A 16,082-nucleotide genomic window follows, 5' to 3' on the forward strand; every position below is an offset into this window, starting at 1 on the left:
CACGTCATGCGCATCGCCTTCGTCCTGACCGCCAGCCTGTTGCTGACCTCCGCCGCGTCCGCCCAGTCGGTCACGAGCGCCTTCGAGGGCTTCTCCGGCCGCTCCAACGAACCGGTGAACGTGGAGGCGGACAATCTGGAGGTGCGGGAGAAGGACCAGGCCGCCATCTTCAGCGGCAACGTCCAGGTGGTGCAGGGCGATTCGACGCTCCGCTCCAAGCAGCTGACGATTTTCTACTACGGCGACCAGAACAAGCCGGCCGCCGGCGGCGCGGACGACAAGTCCCGGCCCACGCAGGGCGCCACCAGCGGCCCGGCGGGCACGCCGTCCGCGCCGCAGGGCCGCGACATCCGCCGGCTCGAGGCCGAAGGCAACGTGGTCGTCACCTCCAAGGACCAGAAGGCCACCGGCCAGCGCGGCGTGTTCGACATGCCCTCCAACACCGTGACCCTGACCGGGGGCGTGGTGGTGTCCCAGGGCGAGAACGTGATCCGCGGCGACCGGCTGCACGTGGACCTGACCACCCAGCGGTCGCGCATCGAAAGCGCGGGCGGCGGCGGCGGACGCGTGCAGGGCGTGTTCAAGCCCGGCAACCGCGAGGGCGGCCGCTGAGCCCTTCGGGGCCCGGGCCACGCATGAGGGACGCGGCGTGAACATGATCTCGCGTTTGTTCGGCCGCGCGTCGGCGTCCGGCGACGGCCACGCCTTCGCGGACGAGGAGGGCGAGGGCGCGCTGGTCGCCCGCGGCCTCGCCAAGAGCTACGGCGCCCGCGCCGTGGTGCACGACGTCGGCCTGTCCGTGCGCCGGGGCGAGGCGGTGGGGCTGCTCGGGCCGAACGGCGCCGGCAAGACCACCGTGTTCTACATGATCACCGGGCTGGTGCCGGCCGATCGGGGCCGCATCGAGCTCGACGGCCACGACGTCACCCGCCTGCCCATGTACCGGCGGGCGCGGCTCGGCGTCGGCTACCTGCCGCAGGAGGCCTCGATCTTCCGCGGCCTCTCGGTCGAGGACAACATCCGCGCCGTGCTCGAAGTGGTCGAGCCCGACCGTCGCCAGCGCGAGCGCGACCTCGACGCCCTGCTGGAGGAGTTCGGCGTCACGCGGCTGCGCAAGGCGCCGTCGATCGCGCTGTCCGGGGGCGAGCGCCGCCGCGTCGAGATCGCCCGGGCGCTGGCGAGCCGCCCGAGCTTCATGCTGCTGGACGAGCCCTTCGCGGGCATCGACCCGATCGCGGTGGGCGACATCCAGCAACTGGTGCGGCACCTCACCAACCGCGGCATCGGCGTGCTGATCACCGACCACAACGTGCGCGAGACGCTGGGCCTGATCGACCGCGCCTACATCATCCACGCCGGGCGCGTGCTGATGGAGGGCGCGCCGGACGAGGTCGTGGCCCATCCGGACGTGCGGCGGCTTTACCTTGGCGAGGAATTCCGGCTTTAACTGAGGCTAAGCCGGTTCCCATGCAAGAATCGGCCCATGTCGGCCGGTAGGGCGGCATGGGCCGGTGAGGCAGGGGCGTCGTCGGGCGCGCCGCGCCGCGACGGCCGGCGACACGTCGTGTGCGAGAGCCGTCGCCCTCATGAGCCTGACGCCCAAGCTGCTGATCCGGCAGTCGCAGTCGCTGGTGATGACGCCGCAGCTCATGCAGGCGATCAAGCTGCTGCAGCTGTCGAGCCTCGACCTGTCGGCCTATGTGGCGAACGAGCTGGAGCAGAACCCGCTGCTGGAGCGGGACGAGCCGGCCGACGAGCGTCCCGCCGCCGGCGAGGCCGATGGTCCGGCGTCCGCCGACGAGCCGGGCGGCTGGGACGAGGACGGCGGCGGCTCGCGCTCCGAGATCGAGGCCCGGCTCGACACCGATTTCGGCAACGTGTTCCCGGACGACGCCCCGCGCGATCCCGGCCCCGCGACGGAAGCCCCGCCCGAGCCGGGCGACTGGTCGCAGGTGGGCGCCGGCGCGCCGCCCGCCGGCGACAGCGCGGATCTGGAAGCCTATGTGGCGGCGCGGGCCACTCTCTCCGACCATCTGGAGGAGCAGCTCGCGCTCGCCGTCGCCGATCCGGTGGACAGGCTGATCGGGCTCCACCTGATCGACCTGATCGACGAGGCCGGCTACCTGCGCGAAAGCGTGGAGGAGGTCGCGGAGCGGCTCTCGGCGCCGATCGCTCAGGTGGAGCGGGTGCTGAAGGTGATCCAGGGCTTCGACCCGACCGGCGTCGGCGCAAGGTCGCTGGCGGAATGCCTCGCGATCCAGCTCAGGGAGCGCGACCGCTACGACCCGGCCATGGCGGCTCTGCTGGACCATCTGGAGCTGGTCGCCCGCCGGGACATGACGGCGCTGCGGCGCGCCTGCGGCGTGGACGACGACGACATCGCCGACATGCTGGCGGAGATCCGGCGGCTGGACCCGAAGCCCGGCCACGCCTTCGGCGCGGAGCTCGCCCCGCCGGTGACGCCGGACGTGACGGTGCGCGCCGCCCCGGACGGCTCGTGGCATGTGGAGCTGGTGGCGGAGGCGCTGCCGCGGGTGCTGGTGAACCAGTCCTACTACGCGCGGGTGTCGCGGGCGGCGAAGACCGACAGCGAGAAGACCTTCCTGACCGAATGCCTGCAGACCGCGAACTGGCTGACCCGCAGCCTGGAGCAGCGGGCGCGCACCATCCTGAAGGTCGCGACCGAGATCGTGCGCCAGCAGGACGGCTTCTTCGCCCACGGCGTGGCGCATCTGAAGCCGCTGAACCTGCGCATGGTGGCGGACGCCATCGGCATGCACGAATCGACCGTCTCCCGCGTCACCGCCAACAAGTACATGGCGACGCCGCGGGGGGTGTTCGAGCTGAAATACTTCTTCACCGCCGCGATCGCGAGCGCCGACGGCGGCGACGCGCATTCGGCCGAAGCGGTGCGCCACCGCATCCGCGCCATGATCGACGCGGAGACCGCCGACGACGTGCTGTCCGACGACACCATCGTGAAGCGGCTGCACGACGCAGGGATCGAAATCGCCCGCCGCACGGTGGCCAAGTACCGCGAGAGCCTGCGCATTCCCTCGTCGGTGCAGCGCCGTAGGGAGAAGACGGCGGCTCTCAAGGCCGGCTCCCGCTGATTTTATCTTTTATATTTCATTGGCTTAAGGATGAGGGCGGCTCTCCTTGGGCCGATTGACTTCACCGGGCGCCGCTCGTACCACTTGAGGTCAAGGCGGCCCGCGCGCCGTGCGTCGAGGCCGTCGCGAAGCGCCGCAGGGCGTTGTCCGTGCGGCGCAGACTGGAAGGAGCGGACCAGATGAGCCTACGCGTCTCCGGCAAGAACCTCGACATCGGAGAGGCCCTTCGCGGGCAGGTTCAGGATCGCATCAGCGACGCCATGACCAAGTATTTCGGCGGCGGATTCTCCGGCCACGTCACCGTGGCCAAGGACGGCGCCGGGTTCCGGACCGAATGTTCGCTGCATCTCGACAGCGGCATCGTGCTGCAGTCGGCCGGCGCGGCGGCGGACGCCTACGCCAGCTTCGACCAGGCGGCGGACCGCATCGAGACCCGCCTGCGCCGCTACAAGCAGCGCCTGCGCGACCACCACGCGGATGCCCAGAGCGAGTCCGATCTCGCGCCCTACGTGGTGTTCGAATCCCCCGACGACGCCTCCGAGGTGGAGGAGGAGGGCTGGAGCCCGGTGATCGTGGCCGAGACCACCACCAAGCTCCGCCGCATGACGGTGGGCTTCGCCGTGATGGAGCTTGATCTCACCGGCGCGCCTGTGGTGGTCTTCCGTCACGCGGTTCACGGACGGATCAACATGGTGTATCGCCGTGCCGATGGAAATGTCGGCTGGATCGATCCGCAGCCCGGAAACGGCGCGGCGGACGGCCACTGAGGTTCGACGCGACGGCGGCGACCGCGGTCCTCACGGTCCGCGACGCCGCCGAACGCTTGTCCGCGCAGAGGTGACGACCCACGATGCCCCTAGCCGACCTCGTCGCGCCGAACGCGATCCTGCCGGCGTTGAAGGTGAACTCGAAGAAGCAGGCCCTTCAGGAGCTCGCGGCCAAGGCCGCCGAGCTCACGGGCCTTCGGGAGCGGGACATCTTCGACACCCTGCTGCAGCGTGAGCGTCTCGGCTCCACCGGCGTTGGCGCCGGCATCGCCATTCCCCACGGCAAGCTGCCGGGGTACGACCGGCTGTTCGGCCTGTTCGCCCGGCTGGAGCGGCCGATCGACTTCGACGCGCTCGACGGCGAGCCGGTGGATCTCGTCTTCCTGCTGCTGGCGCCGGAAACCGCCGGCGCGGACCACCTCAAGGCGCTCGCCCGCGTGGCGCGGCTGCTGCGCGACCCCGCGGTGGCGCAGAAGCTCCGGGCGTCCCGCGACGCCGCGGCGCTGCACGTGGTGCTGACGCAGATCGCGGCTCCCAACGCGGCGTAAGGCGGCGTCGGCTAACGGGCAGCGGTTGGGTTATCTGAGCCGTCATGCCCGAGCGTGTCTCGGGCCTCCACGATTTTCGCTCGTTCACAGCTTGACGTTTAACTCGCGAATGCCCGCCTTTGGCGGGCATGACGGGAGTCTGCGGTCAGTTCGCCGGCGCGGCCGGCGCCGGCGGCGGGGCGGACCTGGCCTTTTCGATCTCCGGCTTCAGCGTCTTCTCGATCGCCTCCGGCGTCAGCGGCCCCACGTATTTGAAGGCGATGCGGCCGTCGCCGGTGACGACGAAGGTTTCCGGCACGCCGTAGACGCCCCATTCGATGGCGGCGCGGCCGTTCGGGTCCACGCCCACGCGCTCGTAAGGATTGCCGAGACCGCGCAGGAAGCGCAGCGCGTTGTCGGTCTTGTCCTTGTAGTTCAGCCCGATCAGCCGCACCCCGTCGTCCTTGAGCGCCATCAGCAGCGGGTGCTCCTGCCGGCACGGCCCGCACCAGGACGCGAACACGTTGACGACGGACACCGCGCCGCCGGCGAGGTCCGCGCGGGCGAAGCCCGGCGAGGCGACGCCCGCGTCCGTGGTGAGGCCGGCGAGCGGCGGCAGCGCCAGGTCCGGCGCGGGACGTCCGATCAGCGCCGAGGGCAGGGTTGAGGGATCGCCGCTCTGCAGCCGGCCGTAGAGCAGCACGGCGAGCAGGGCGAAGCCGATCACGGGCGCCGCGATCAGCGCCCGGCGAAGACCCCCGCCGCTCACGGCCGTCCGGCCTCGGACCGGCGGGGCCTGCGGGCGTCGAGCTTCTCAAGCGCCCGCTTGGTCAGGCGATGGTCCGCGACCGTCCAGACGATCAGGCCCGCCAGCACCGCGAAGGCGATGGCGTAGGAGGCGATGATGAAGCCGGCGTGGGGGCCCGTCATCGCGCCGGCTCCGGGGCGAGGCGCGCGGCGGGCCGGGCGGCGGCGGTCAGCCGCAGGGTGCGCAGGCGCCGGCGCATCAGCTCGGTGCGCATGCCGGCGAGATGCAGCGCCGTGAACAGCAGCGTGAAGGCCAGCGCCGCCACCAGCAGCGGCGTCAGGATCGAGGGGTCCATGGCCGGCTTGCCGGCGCGGATGACGGAGGCCGGCTGGTGCAGCGTGTTCCACCAGTCGACGGAAAACTTGATGATCGGGATGTTGACCGAGCCCACCAGCGTCAGGATCGCGCAGGCCTTGGCGGCGCGGGACGGCTCCTCCAGCGCGGAGCGCAGCGCCATGATGCCGAGATACATCAGGAACAGGATCAGGAACGAGGTCAGGCGCGCGTCCCACACCCACCAGGTTCCCCACATGGGCTTGCCCCACAGCGATCCGGTGGCGAGCGCGAGGAAGGTGAAGGCGGCGCCGAGCGGGGCGGCGGCCTTGGCGGAGACGTCGGCGATCGGGTGGCGCCACACCAGCACCCCGAGGCTCGCCGCCGCCATGATGACGTAGGCGAACATGGCGAGCCAGGCGGAGGGCACATGGATGAACATGATCCGCACCGTCTCGCCCTGCTGGTAGTCCGGCGGGGCCACGAACAGCGCGAGATAGAGCGCGACGGCGAAGGTCAGCGCGGCCGCGCCCGCGATCCAGGGCAGCGCCCGGTCGGCGAAGCTCGCGAAGCGGGACGGGTTGGCGAGCGAGGTGATGGCGGAGATCAGGGGCATGGGGTCCGTCGGCCGATGCGGGGCTCCGGTCGGCGAAACCGCCGGCCGCACGTCGTCATTCGCTAGAATTGCGCCTATCCTGAGGTGACGCGGCTCCGACATAAGGCGCCCGCCGCGCCGAGGAAACCGGCCATCGGTCGCAAGGGCTTCAAGTTTCAGTCACGCAGCAGCCGGAGAGCGGCCGCAGCGGCGAAGGGGCCGAGCGCCGCATAGCCGAGCGCGAGCCCGGCCAGCACGCCCATGGGGCCGAAGCCGTCGCCCGCAGGGTCGCTCGCCGCCACGCCGAAGATCAGCACCGGGATCGCCAGCGGCAGGATCATCACCGGGGCCAGCAGCCCGCCCTTGCGCAGGCCGACGGTAAGCGCCGCCCCGATGGCGCCGAGGCAGGCGATGGCCGGCGTGCCGATCAGCAGCGCCAGCGCCACCTTCAGAGTCGCGGCGGGCGCGACCCCCAGCATGGCCCCGAACAGCGGCGTCGCCGCCACAAGCGGAAGCCCCGTGGTCAGCCAGTGGGCGAGGATCTTGGCCCCCACCATCAGCTCCAGCGGCGCCGGCGCCAGATGGATCAGGTCGAGCGAGCCGTCCTCGTGGTCGGCCTGCATCAGCCGGTCGAGCCCGAGCAGCGTGGCGAGCAGGGCGCCCAGCCACAGGATGGCGGGGCCGATCCGCTCCAGCAGCGCGAGGTCCGGGCCGACCGCGAACGGGGTCAGCGTCACCACCAGCAGGAAGAACACGAGGCCAAGCCCCGCGCCGCCGCCGCGGGCGAGCGCGAGATCGCGCAGAAGAAGGGCGGCGATGGGCGAGGTCATGGGCGGAAGCGTCTGGAGCCATGGGACGTGTCGGTTCCGCTGCATGGGCGTCCGGGCTCCGGAAAGCAAGGGGGAGCAAGGCGCCTTTTTCTGAGGCGCCGGACGAAACATCTTGCGCGATCGGGCGTTTAGCGTCCCCAAGCCGGCTGATCAGGCCGCACAGGAACCGGGAGACGCTCAGATGACCCACAAGCTCGCTCTGGCTGCGACCTTCGCCCTCGGCGCCGCTTTCGCGCCGCTGTCCGCGGCCTACGCCGACTCCACCGAAATGGCGCGCAACGCCAAGGTGTCGCTCACCCAGGCGGTTCAGGCGGCCGAGGCCAAGTCCGGCGGCAAGGCCACGGAAGTGGAGTTCGAGGACGACAACGGCGGCCGCTGGGAAGTGAAGGCGCTGAGCGCCGGCGGCGACAAGCTGGTGGAGTACTACGTCGATCCGAACTCCGGCCAGGTGACCGGCGAGGAGGAGCAGACCTTCGAGAAGTACTTCACCATGCTGAAGCCCGAGGCGTTCCAGAAGGCGACCACGCAGCTCGCGGCGGCGGTGGCCGCGGCGGAGACCAAGGCCTCCGGCAAGGCCGTGTCGGCGGAGGTTGAGCGCGACGGCGAAGTGGTGTCCTACGAGATCGACGTGGCCACCGCGGACGGCGTCAAGGAGGTCCGCGTCGACGCCAACGGCATGGCCAAGATGGACTGACGGTGCGGCGGGGGAGGCTCAGTCCTCCTCCGCCTCCATCGTGAGCGGCTGGAGCTCGAGGCGCCTCGCGTCCTCGAGCTTCAGCTCCAGATGGGTGGCGGCCACGATCAGGCCGCCTCTGGCGCGATGCTCCGACATCAGCTCGCCGAGCAGATCCTGCCCCGCCACGTCGAGCGCGGCCGTAGGCTCGTCCAGCAGCCAGACCGGGCGAGGCGCCGCCAGCAAACGGGCGAGCGCCAGACGCCGCCGCTGCCCGGCGGACAGGACGGACCCCGGCAGTTCGGCCGCATGGCCGAGGCCGACGCGGCCGAGCGCGGCGTCGAGATCGCCCTCGCCCCCGAGAATGTCCCGTGCCGCGGCCAGATTCCGGCGCACGCTCAGGCCCGCCTTCACCCCGTCCTGATGGCCGAGAAGGTGAAGCGCGTCTTCCCGGGGCGCGTCCGGGTCGCCGTTCTCAAACTCCACCCGACCTTCGGCTGCGGCGACAAGTCCCGCGAGCGCCCGCAGCAGGGTCGACTTGCCTGCGCCGTTCGGCCCGAGCACGATCAGCGCTTCGCCCGCCGTGACCGAAAAACTCACGCCGCGCAGCACCATACGCCCGCCGCGGTCCACGCCGAGCCTCTCCGCCACCAGCCTCACCGACCGGCCTCCCCAAGGGCTGGAACGTTTCGACGTTCAGCCAATTTCGGATGCACGGAACAGGCGTTCGGCGCCTTTTCTAGCGACTTCAATGACGGCACGATTTCCCCTATAACCGCGCTAACGAGAGTTTGTGCAGCGCACATGCCCTGAGCCTCCGGCCCTGGCTGTTTTGCGACGGCCCGCGCTGCCCGAGCAACCCTTGAGGAGCCGCCCTGTGTCCCATCCCGACAGCTTCACGTCAGCGAAAACCCTGTCGGTAGGGGATAAGACCTATCGCTACTACAGCATCCCGGACGCGGAGGCGAACGGCCTCGACGGCGTCGCGCGCCTGCCGTTCTCCATGAAGGTGCTGCTGGAGAACCTGCTGCGCTTCGAGGACGGGCGCTCGGTGGGCAAGGCCGACATCGCGGCGGTGAAGGACTGGCTCCAGAACCGCGGCGCGTCCGAATACGAGATCGCCTATCGCCCCTCGCGGGTGCTGATGCAGGACTTCACCGGCGTGCCGGCGGTCGTCGACCTCGCCGCCATGCGCGACGCCATGGTGAACCTTGGCGGCTCGCCCACGCGCATCAACCCGCTGGTGCCGGTCGATCTGGTGATCGACCATTCGGTGATCGTGAACTTCTTCGGCGACGACGCCGCCTTCGGGAAGAACGTCGAGGAAGAGTACAAGCAGAACCAGGAGCGCTACCGCTTCCTGAAGTGGGGCCAGTCCGCCTTCGACAACTTCCGCGTGGTGCCGCCCGGCACCGGCATCTGCCATCAGGTCAATCTGGAATATCTCGCCCAGACCGTCTGGACCAAGGACGTGGACGGCGAGACGGTGGCCTATCCCGACACCTGCGTCGGCACCGACAGCCACACCACCATGGTGAACGGCCTCGGCGTGCTGGGCTGGGGCGTGGGCGGCATCGAGGCCGAGGCGGCCATGCTCGGCCAGCCGGTGTCCATGCTGATCCCCGAGGTCATCGGCTTCCGCCTCACCGGCAGGCTGAACGAGGGCATCACCGCCACCGACCTGGTGCTCACCGTCACCCAGATGCTGCGCAAGAAGGGCGTGGTGGGCAAGTTCGTGGAGTTCTACGGCGACGGACTCGACCATCTGTCGCTCGCCGACCGCGCCACCATCGCCAACATGGCGCCGGAATACGGCGCCACCTGCGGCTTCTTCCCCGTGGACGCGGAGACCATCGCCTATCTGGACGAGACCGGCCGCGACCCGGACCGCATCGCGCTGGTGGAGGCCTACTCCAAGGCGCAGGGCATGTGGCGCGACGCCGACACGCCGGATCCGGTGTTCACGGACACGCTGGAGCTCGACATCGGCACGGTGCAGCCCTCGCTCGCCGGCCCGAAGCGGCCGCAGGACCGCGTGCTGCTGAAGGAGACCAAGCAGGGCTTCCTCGCGGCGCTGGAGGGCGAGTTCAAGAAGGCGGGCGAGACGGGCAAGCGCGTGCCCGTGGCCGGGACCGATTTCGACCTCGGCCATGGGGACGTGACCATCGCGGCCATCACCTCCTGCACCAACACCTCGAATCCGAGCGTGCTGATCGCCGCCGGCCTGCTGGCGCGAAACGCCGCCGCCAAGGGCCTGACCTCCAAGCCGTGGGTGAAGACCTCGCTTGCGCCCGGCTCCCAGGTGGTGGAGGGCTATCTCGCCTCCGGCGGCCTGCAGGAGGATCTGGACGCGCTCGGCTTCAATCTGGTCGGCTTCGGCTGCACCACCTGCATCGGCAACTCCGGCCCGCTCCCCGAGCCGATCTCTGAGGCGATCAACGCCCACGACCTCGTGGCGGGCGCGGTCATTTCCGGCAACCGCAACTTCGAAGGCCGCGTGAACCCGGACGTGAAGGCGAACTACCTCGCCTCGCCGCCGCTGGTGGTGGCCTACGCGCTCGCCGGTTCGCTGCAGATCGACCTGACCACCGAGCCGCTCGGAACCGGCTCGGACGGCCAGCCGGTCTACCTCAAGGACATCTGGCCGACCAATCAGGAGGTCACGGCCTACATCCGCCAGAACGTCACCAAGAAGATGTTCAAGGAAAAATACGCCGACGTCTTCAAGGGCGACGAGAACTGGCAGAAGATCGCCGTGCCGCAGGGCGAGACCTACGCCTGGGACGACCGCTCCACCTATGTGCAGAACCCACCCTATTTCGAGGGCATGGCGATGGAGCCGGAGCTGGTCACCGACATCGTCAAGGCGCGGGTGATGGGCCTGTTCCTGGACTCGATCACCACGGACCACATCTCGCCCGCCGGCTCCATCAAGGAGGCGAGCCCCGCCGGCCATTATCTGCGCGACCATCAGGTGCGCCCGGCCGATTTCAACCAGTACGGCACCCGCCGCGGCAATCATGAGGTCATGATGCGCGGCACCTTCGCCAACATCCGCATCAAGAACCAGATGCTGGACGGCAAGGAGGGCGGCTTCACCCGGCACTGGCCCGACGGCAAGGAGATGCCGATCTACGACGCGGCCATGCTGTACAAGCAGGAAGGCGTGCCGCTGGTGGTGTTCGCCGGCAAGGAGTACGGCACCGGCTCCTCCCGCGACTGGGCGGCCAAGGGCACCAAGCTGCTCGGCATCCGCGCGGTGGTGGCCCAGAGCTTCGAGCGCATCCACCGCTCGAATCTCGTCGGCATGGGCATCGTGCCGCTGACCTTCCAGGGCGAGGACTCGTGGCAGTCGCTCGGCCTCAAGGGCGACGAGACCGTCACGATCCTCGGGATCGAGGGCGACCTCAAGCCGCGCCAGACGCTGACCGCGGAGATCGCGTTCGCCGACGGGACGGTCAAGAACGTGCCGCTGCTGTGCCGGATCGACACGCTGGACGAGCTCGACTACTTCCGCAACGGCGGCATCCTGCAGTACGTGCTGCGCAGCCTCGCGGCCTGAGCGGATCGTTGGCCTGCGCGCGGCCCTTCCGCGCGCAGGCCATGTTGTTTTGGCGGGCGATCACATCCTCCGGCGTCACCGCAGTGTGAGTGGCCGCGCCGGGGAGGCGGCGGCTAGTGTGGCCCTCGTCCGAAATAGGGGAGTGATCCCACGCCATGCGCCACGCCGCCTTCGTTCTCGCCGTCTCCCTCGCCGCCGTCTCGGGCGCGGCGGCCGGCGACGCGCCACAGCCGCGCGGCGTGATCGAACTGTTCACCAGCCAGGGCTGTTCGTCGTGCCCGCCGGCCGACCGGCTGGCGCGGGAGCTGAGCCGCGACGGCAACAACCTCGTCCTGACGCTGCCGGTGGACTACTGGGACTATCTCGGCTGGAAGGACACGCTGGCGAGCCCCGCCAACACCGCGCGCCAGAAGGCCTACGCCTCCGCGCGCGGCGACCGGAAGGTGTTCACGCCGCAGATCATCGTCAACGGCGTGGAGACCACGCTCGGCGGCGACGGCGCGGCGGTGGCCGGAGCGGTCACCCGCGCCGAGGCGGAGGCCAAGGCGCTGACGCTGCCGGTGGCGGTGAAGGTGGCGGACGGCCGGGTCGCGGTCACGGTCGCTCAGCCGAAACGGCCGCTGGCGGAGAGCCGCGGCGAGGTCTGGGCCTTCGCCCTCGACCGGAACCGCACGGTGCAGATCGGCCGCGGCGAGAACGCCGGCCGTTCGGTTTCCTACGTCAACGTGGTGCGCAAGATGACCCGGCTCGGGGCCTGGGACGGCGCGACCGTCCATTTCGAGGTTCCGCTCGACGAGGTGGCGCGGCCGGAGACGGACGCCATCGCGGTGCTGGTGCAGGCGGGCAGCGGCGGCCAGCCGGGGGCCATCCTTGGCGCGGCCGTCGACAAGGCCGTTCCGGCGCAGGGAACCTCGGGCCTGCTGAGCGGGCTCAGCCGGGAGCCGCTGTGACGCGCTGGACGCTCGCCGCCGCCCTGCTCGCCGCAGGCGGTCAGGCCGCCGCCGCGGGAGGCTACGGCCCGCGGCTCGAAGGCTTCGACTATCCCCATCCGGTGCGCGCCCACGCCTTCGTCTCGCAGGGCCAGACGGTGGAGATGGCCTATATGGACGTCGCGCCCACCGGGCCGGCGCTCAACCGCACGGTCGTGCTGCTGCACGGCAAGAACTTCTGCGCCGCCACGTTCGAGAGCGCGATCGCGGCGCTCGCCAAGGCCGGCTACCGGGTGATCGCGCCGGACCAGATCGGCTTCTGCAAATCGTCCAAGCCCGAAAGCTATCAGTACGGCTTCAGCCAGCTCGCGGCCAACACCCGCGCCCTGCTGGCCGCGCTCGGGGTGGAGCGCCCGGTGGTGCTCGGCCATTCCATGGGCGGCATGCTGGCGGCGCGCTACGCGCTTGATTATCCAGAGGCGACCGAGCGGCTGGTTCTGGTCAACCCCATCGGGCTCGAGGACTGGAAGGCGAAGGGCGTCCCCTACGCCACAATCGACCGCCTGCTGGAGAGCGAGCGCAAGACCGGCTTCGACAGCATCAAGGCCTATCAGCTCAAGTTCTACTATTCCGGGGCGTGGCGGCCCGATTACGACCGCTGGGTCGAGATGGCGGCCGGCATGTACGCTGGCCCCGGCCGGGAGACGGTGGCGCTCGCCTCCGCCCGGACCAGCGACATGATCTTCACCCAGCCGGTGGTTTACGAGTTCCCGCGCATCGCGGTCCCGACCACGCTGATGATCGGCCAGAAGGACCGCACCGCGCCAGGCGCGAACCGGGCCGCGCCCGAGGTGGCGAAGACGCTGGGGGACTATCCGGCGCTGGGCAAGGCGGCGGCCGGGGCCATCCCCGGCGCGACGCTGGTGGCGTTTCCGGAGCTCGGCCATTCGCCGCAGGTGGAGGCGCCGGCCGAGTTCGAGGCCGCGCTTCTCAAGGCGCTCGGCTCCTGAAGGGGCGACGTCAGCCCTGTTCGATCAGCCGGCGGACCAGGATGAGGTCGTCCGGCTTATCCACGTCGATCGCCGCGCGGCCGAAGGGCATCTCCACCACCCCGGCGGTGCAGCCGGCGAGCGCGCCCACCCGGGCGGCGGCGCGGGCCAGCGTCAGCCGGCCGGTGAGATGGGCGAGGATGGCGCCGAGGCCCAGCCGCCGCAGCAGCTTCCACGGTTTCTTGCGCTCCGCCTCCACCTCGCGCCAGAGCCTGACCGCCGCCATGGCGCGCATGTCCCTGAGATAAAACAGGTTGCAGCCGGAAAAGGCCCCGTCGGCGAAGCGGAGATAGGTGCGCTTCGTCTCCGGCGCGGCGGCTTGCACCCGGTCGGAGCGCGCCAGCCCCGCCGCCACGTCCGTGTCCGGCAGGTGGTCGAGGAAATGGCGCACCCACGCCGGCTCCAGCAGGGCATGGTCGGCGGTGGTCACCAGCAGCGGCGCGCCGGTCGCCTCGAACGCCTCCGCCACGCTGGCGCTGAGCGAGGTCGCGGAGCGCAGCACCTCGACGCCCTCCAGCGTCGCCAGCTCCGGCCGGTCGATGGAGACGACGATGCGGTCGATGCGGCCGCTTTCCCTGAGCGCCGCCACCACGCGCTCCAGCATGGTGACGCCGCCGATGGGGATCAGCGCCTTGTGGGTGACGCCGGCGAACTCCGCCAGCGGGTCGCGGCCGGGGCGGACGCCCGCCAGCACCAGCGCGGCGCGGCTCACGCCAGCGCCTTGCGGTAGAGCCGCTGGGTCTTGTAGGCGCCGCCGCACAGCGCCTCGCCCATGTGGCGCATGGGCAGGTTGCTCTCCAGCACCCAGGACAGCTCCACCCGGTCGATGCCCCGGCGCACGCCCTCCTGCCGGAACTTGTCGAAGATGTAGAACGGCATGGCGCGGCCGAGGAAGGCGCGGGCGTACTCCCGCCGCACGCCCATCAGCGCCACCCGGCCGCTGGCGTAGCGGCCGCGCTTCAGCCGCCATATGAGCTTGGCCCAGTTGAACGGCAGCAGCCTGCCGCCGAAGTCGGCGATCATCTCGTTCAGGTTCGGCAGGCCGACGCCGAAGGCCGCGGGCCGGCCCGACACCTCCACGATCCACACCAGCCGCTCGTCCAGCAGCGGCTTGATGGACTTCGCCAGATGGTCGAGCTCCGCGGCGTTCAGCGGCGTGAAGCCCCAGTTCTCCGACCAGGCGTCGTTGAAGATGTCGATGATCGTGCGCAGCTCCTCGTCGTAGCGCTTCCAATCAAGGGGCCGCACCACCACGCCCTCGGGCAGGGGGCGGTCGATGATGCGCTGCACGGCCTTCGGGAACGGCGTCTCCATGCGGTAGAGATAGGCGTAGAGGTCCATGGCCTTGACGTAGCCCTGCTCCTCGATCCGCTGCCCGGCGTAAGGCGGATCGTGCGGCATCATCAGCATGGGCGGCGTGTCGAAGCCGTCCACCAGCAGGCCGCTCTCCTCGTTGATGTTCAGGTTGAACGGCCCGAGCGCCTCGGCGCGGCCGCGCGCCTTCAGCCAGGTCTCCGCGGCGCGGAACAGGGCCGCGAACACGGCGGCGTCGTTCTCGGCGGCGATCAGGCCGAAATGGCCGGTCTCCGGATGCCGCTTGTCGGCCTGGGCGCTGATGCGCCCCACCGGAACGCCGTCGCGCAGCGCCAGGAAGAACTGCGCCTCCATGGACTGGAACAGCGGGTTGTGCTTCGGCGACAGCGCCTGGCGGCGTTCGAGGATCAGCTTCGGAATGTGGTTCGGGTCGTGGGCGGCGAGGCGGTCCGGCAGGGTGATGAAGCGGTCGAGGTCGCGCGCGTTCGCGACCGGCAGGATCTCGATGGCGCTCATCGATGAGGCTCCGGGGAGAGGGCGGGGGTGGCGCGTCGGGCGCGGGGCCGGGTCATGCCGCGCTCCATGCGCGAGATCATGGCGCCGCCCAGGGCGGCGAAGACGATGATGGAGGTCCACGATCCGACGGCGGGAGGGATGACGCCCGTGCCGCCGAGCGTGGTGAGCAGTCCGTCCGACAGAAGAAAGGCGAGACCGAGGCCGAGCCCGAGGAAGCCGTAGCGCGCCGAGCGGGCGTCGCGCCAGTTGATGAAGGCGGCGGGCATGGCGAGCAGCAGCATGATGGCGGCCGAGAGCGGCGCGGCGTAGACCCTGAGAATCAGCGTCTCGTAGAAGCTCGCCGGCGCGTTGGACACGCGCTCGCCCTGCAGCGTGGCCTGCGCCGCCGCCGACGAGACCATCCCGCCCGGCGTGAGCGACGCCACCGCGTCGGAGGGGCGGAACCGGGTCTCCCACACGCCGTCGGCGGGCGTGCGGACGTTGAAGCTCTCCTTCAGCCACGACACATGGGTCGCGCCGGCGAGCGTCCAGCGACGGTTCTCGTAGCGCGCCTCCCGCGCGGTCAGGCGGCCGGTCGCCACCTTGTCGGCGTTGCGCTCGTAGACCTGAAGGTTGGTCAGCCGCCGGCCCCGGTCGGCGAGGGCGTCGAAGGAGATCACGTCCGGGCCGAGCCGCAGCCAGGCCGGCTTGTCCGCGTCGATCTTGGGCGCGGGGCCTTCCGCCCACCACACCGCGAGCCGCTGCTCGGTCTTCGGCAGCACCGCGTCCAGCAGCACGCAATGCAGGATCCCGAGCACGAAGGCGCCCGGGAACATCAGCACATAGAGGTCCCAGGTGCTGCGGCCGGAGGCGCGGGCCGCCACGATCTCGCTGTTGCGGGCCAGCATGCCAAGCGTCATCACCGCGCCGGCGAGCGCGCCCAGCGGCAGGGCATGGGCGATCAGCGTCGGCGTGCGCAGGGCGAGATACTGCCCGAGCCCCGCCAGACCGTCGCCCCGGTCGAGGATGTCGCCGGCGTTGTCCACCAGGTCGAGCACTTCGGCGATGGCGGCGAGAATCAGCGTCGCCGTCACCGCGAGCGTGAAGAATTTGGCGCTGAAGTATCGGAGCAGACGCATGGGAACGG

17 protein-coding genes are annotated in these 16,082 nt (G+C 70.5%); 9 read left to right on the top strand and 8 right to left on the bottom strand.

The genetic code is table 11. From position 1 onward, the window contains the following. Positions 1-6 precede the first annotated feature (6 nt). From PKE85_RS11400 to ptsN, 5 genes are all read left to right on the top strand, one after another. Positions 7-612, top strand: a complete 606-nt coding sequence (locus PKE85_RS11400; RefSeq protein WP_271204856.1) for an LptA/OstA family protein — start codon at positions 7-9, stop codon at positions 610-612. Positions 613-655: 43 nt separating this feature from the next. After that, on the top strand, positions 656-1,447 hold the full coding sequence (gene lptB, locus PKE85_RS11405; protein ID WP_271204857.1) for an LPS export ABC transporter ATP-binding protein: 792 nt from the start codon (positions 656-658) through the stop codon (positions 1,445-1,447). A 139-nt stretch (positions 1,448-1,586) separates the two neighbouring features. Further along, the gene (gene rpoN, locus PKE85_RS11410) at positions 1,587-3,113 is read left to right on the top strand and encodes an RNA polymerase factor sigma-54 (protein WP_271204858.1); all 1,527 of its coding nucleotides are present in this window, start codon (positions 1,587-1,589) and stop codon (positions 3,111-3,113) included. 179 nt (positions 3,114-3,292) lie between these two features. Further along, entirely contained in the window at positions 3,293-3,880 is a 588-nt protein-coding gene (hpf, locus tag PKE85_RS11415; protein ID WP_271204859.1) for a ribosome hibernation-promoting factor, HPF/YfiA family, read from the top strand. Between the two features lie 83 nt (positions 3,881-3,963). After that, the gene (ptsN, locus tag PKE85_RS11420) at positions 3,964-4,428 is read left to right on the top strand and encodes a PTS IIA-like nitrogen regulatory protein PtsN (protein ID WP_271204860.1); all 465 of its coding nucleotides are present in this window, start codon (positions 3,964-3,966) and stop codon (positions 4,426-4,428) included. A gap of 145 nt (positions 4,429-4,573) precedes the next feature. Here the strand turns inward: ptsN and PKE85_RS11425 are convergent, their stop codons facing one another. The 4 genes from PKE85_RS11425 to ccmB form a co-directional block, all read right to left on the bottom strand. Next, on the bottom strand, positions 4,574-5,176 hold the full coding sequence (locus PKE85_RS11425; protein WP_271204861.1) for a DsbE family thiol:disulfide interchange protein: 603 nt from the start codon (positions 5,174-5,176) through the stop codon (positions 4,574-4,576). Then, positions 5,173-5,337: a heme exporter protein CcmD gene (gene ccmD / locus PKE85_RS11430; RefSeq protein ID WP_271204862.1), complete on the bottom strand. Its 165-nt coding sequence runs from the start codon at positions 5,335-5,337 to the stop codon at positions 5,173-5,175. Before ccmD ends, PKE85_RS11425 begins: the two co-directional genes overlap by 4 nt. After that, complete coding sequence (locus PKE85_RS11435; RefSeq protein WP_271204863.1) at positions 5,334-6,104, bottom strand: heme ABC transporter permease; 771 nt, start codon at positions 6,102-6,104, stop codon at positions 5,334-5,336. The genes ccmD and PKE85_RS11435 overlap by 4 nt, the downstream gene beginning before the upstream one ends. Positions 6,105-6,259: 155 nt before the next feature. Continuing rightward, on the bottom strand, positions 6,260-6,913 hold the full coding sequence (gene ccmB, locus PKE85_RS11440; protein ID WP_271204864.1) for a heme exporter protein CcmB: 654 nt from the start codon (positions 6,911-6,913) through the stop codon (positions 6,260-6,262). Positions 6,914-7,094: 181 nt separating this feature from the next. Between ccmB and PKE85_RS11445 the strand changes: the two genes are divergently transcribed. Next, on the top strand, positions 7,095-7,607 hold the full coding sequence (locus tag PKE85_RS11445) for a PepSY domain-containing protein (RefSeq protein WP_271204865.1): 513 nt from the start codon (positions 7,095-7,097) through the stop codon (positions 7,605-7,607). Positions 7,608-7,625: 18 nt separating this feature from the next. Here PKE85_RS11445 and ccmA read toward each other — a convergent pair whose 3' ends face one another. Beyond that, positions 7,626-8,246, bottom strand: coding sequence for a heme ABC exporter ATP-binding protein CcmA (ccmA, locus tag PKE85_RS11450; protein WP_428981347.1), 621 nt, complete (start codon positions 8,244-8,246; stop codon positions 7,626-7,628). A 217-nt stretch (positions 8,247-8,463) separates the two neighbouring features. On the opposite strand from ccmA, the gene acnA reads away from it, so the two are divergent. From acnA to PKE85_RS11465, 3 genes are all read left to right on the top strand, one after another. Then, positions 8,464-11,148: an aconitate hydratase AcnA gene (gene acnA, locus PKE85_RS11455; protein ID WP_271204866.1), complete on the top strand. Its 2,685-nt coding sequence runs from the start codon at positions 8,464-8,466 to the stop codon at positions 11,146-11,148. A 155-nt stretch (positions 11,149-11,303) separates the two neighbouring features. Continuing rightward, a complete protein-coding gene (locus tag PKE85_RS11460) occupies positions 11,304-12,098 on the top strand; it encodes a DUF1223 domain-containing protein (protein WP_271204867.1) in 795 nt (264 codons plus the stop codon). Further along, positions 12,095-13,087, top strand: coding sequence for an alpha/beta fold hydrolase (locus PKE85_RS11465; protein ID WP_428981348.1), 993 nt, complete (start codon positions 12,095-12,097; stop codon positions 13,085-13,087). The genes PKE85_RS11460 and PKE85_RS11465 overlap by 4 nt, the downstream gene beginning before the upstream one ends. A 10-nt stretch (positions 13,088-13,097) precedes the next feature. On the opposite strand, the gene PKE85_RS11470 is transcribed toward PKE85_RS11465, so the two are convergent. Genes PKE85_RS11470 through PKE85_RS11480 form a run of 3 tightly spaced genes read right to left on the bottom strand, consistent with a single transcriptional unit; the run spans position 13,098 to position 16,074 of the window. Further along, positions 13,098-13,838 (bottom strand): nucleotidyltransferase family protein, encoded by a 741-nt coding sequence (locus tag PKE85_RS11470; protein WP_271204868.1) that lies wholly within the window; start codon positions 13,836-13,838, stop codon positions 13,098-13,100. Further along, on the bottom strand, positions 13,835-14,956 hold the full coding sequence (locus tag PKE85_RS11475; RefSeq protein ID WP_271204869.1) for a dATP pyrophosphohydrolase: 1,122 nt from the start codon (positions 14,954-14,956) through the stop codon (positions 13,835-13,837). Before PKE85_RS11475 ends, PKE85_RS11470 begins: the two co-directional genes overlap by 4 nt. Continuing rightward, positions 14,953-16,074: an LptF/LptG family permease gene (locus PKE85_RS11480; RefSeq protein ID WP_271204870.1), complete on the bottom strand. Its 1,122-nt coding sequence runs from the start codon at positions 16,072-16,074 to the stop codon at positions 14,953-14,955. The genes PKE85_RS11475 and PKE85_RS11480 overlap by 4 nt, the downstream gene beginning before the upstream one ends. Positions 16,075-16,082 lie beyond the last annotated feature (8 nt).

This window comes from Methylopila jiangsuensis (genome assembly GCF_027922305.1).
Classification (GTDB): domain Bacteria; phylum Pseudomonadota; class Alphaproteobacteria; order Rhizobiales; family Methylopilaceae; genus Methylopila; species Methylopila jiangsuensis.

Excerpts from the sequence above, each read along its gene's own strand:
- PKE85_RS11400 (WP_271204856.1), top strand. The coding sequence starts at position 7 with ATGCGCATCGCCTTCGTCCTGACCGCCAGCCTGTTGCTGACCTCCGCC.
- lptB (WP_271204857.1), top strand. The coding sequence starts at position 656 with ATGATCTCGCGTTTGTTCGGCCGCGCGTCGGCGTCCGGCGACGGCCAC.
- rpoN (WP_271204858.1), top strand. The coding sequence starts at position 1,587 with ATGAGCCTGACGCCCAAGCTGCTGATCCGGCAGTCGCAGTCGCTGGTG.
- hpf (WP_271204859.1), top strand. The coding sequence starts at position 3,293 with ATGAGCCTACGCGTCTCCGGCAAGAACCTCGACATCGGAGAGGCCCTT.
- ptsN (WP_271204860.1), top strand. The coding sequence starts at position 3,964 with ATGCCCCTAGCCGACCTCGTCGCGCCGAACGCGATCCTGCCGGCGTTG.
- ccmD (WP_271204862.1), bottom strand. The coding sequence starts at position 5,337 with ATGACGGGCCCCCACGCCGGCTTCATCATCGCCTCCTACGCCATCGCC.
- PKE85_RS11435 (WP_271204863.1), bottom strand. The coding sequence starts at position 6,104 with ATGCCCCTGATCTCCGCCATCACCTCGCTCGCCAACCCGTCCCGCTTC.
- ccmB (WP_271204864.1), bottom strand. The coding sequence starts at position 6,913 with ATGACCTCGCCCATCGCCGCCCTTCTTCTGCGCGATCTCGCGCTCGCC.
- PKE85_RS11445 (WP_271204865.1), top strand. The coding sequence starts at position 7,095 with ATGACCCACAAGCTCGCTCTGGCTGCGACCTTCGCCCTCGGCGCCGCT.
- PKE85_RS11460 (WP_271204867.1), top strand. The coding sequence starts at position 11,304 with ATGCGCCACGCCGCCTTCGTTCTCGCCGTCTCCCTCGCCGCCGTCTCG.
- PKE85_RS11475 (WP_271204869.1), bottom strand. The coding sequence starts at position 14,956 with ATGAGCGCCATCGAGATCCTGCCGGTCGCGAACGCGCGCGACCTCGAC.
- PKE85_RS11480 (WP_271204870.1), bottom strand. The coding sequence starts at position 16,074 with ATGCGTCTGCTCCGATACTTCAGCGCCAAATTCTTCACGCTCGCGGTG.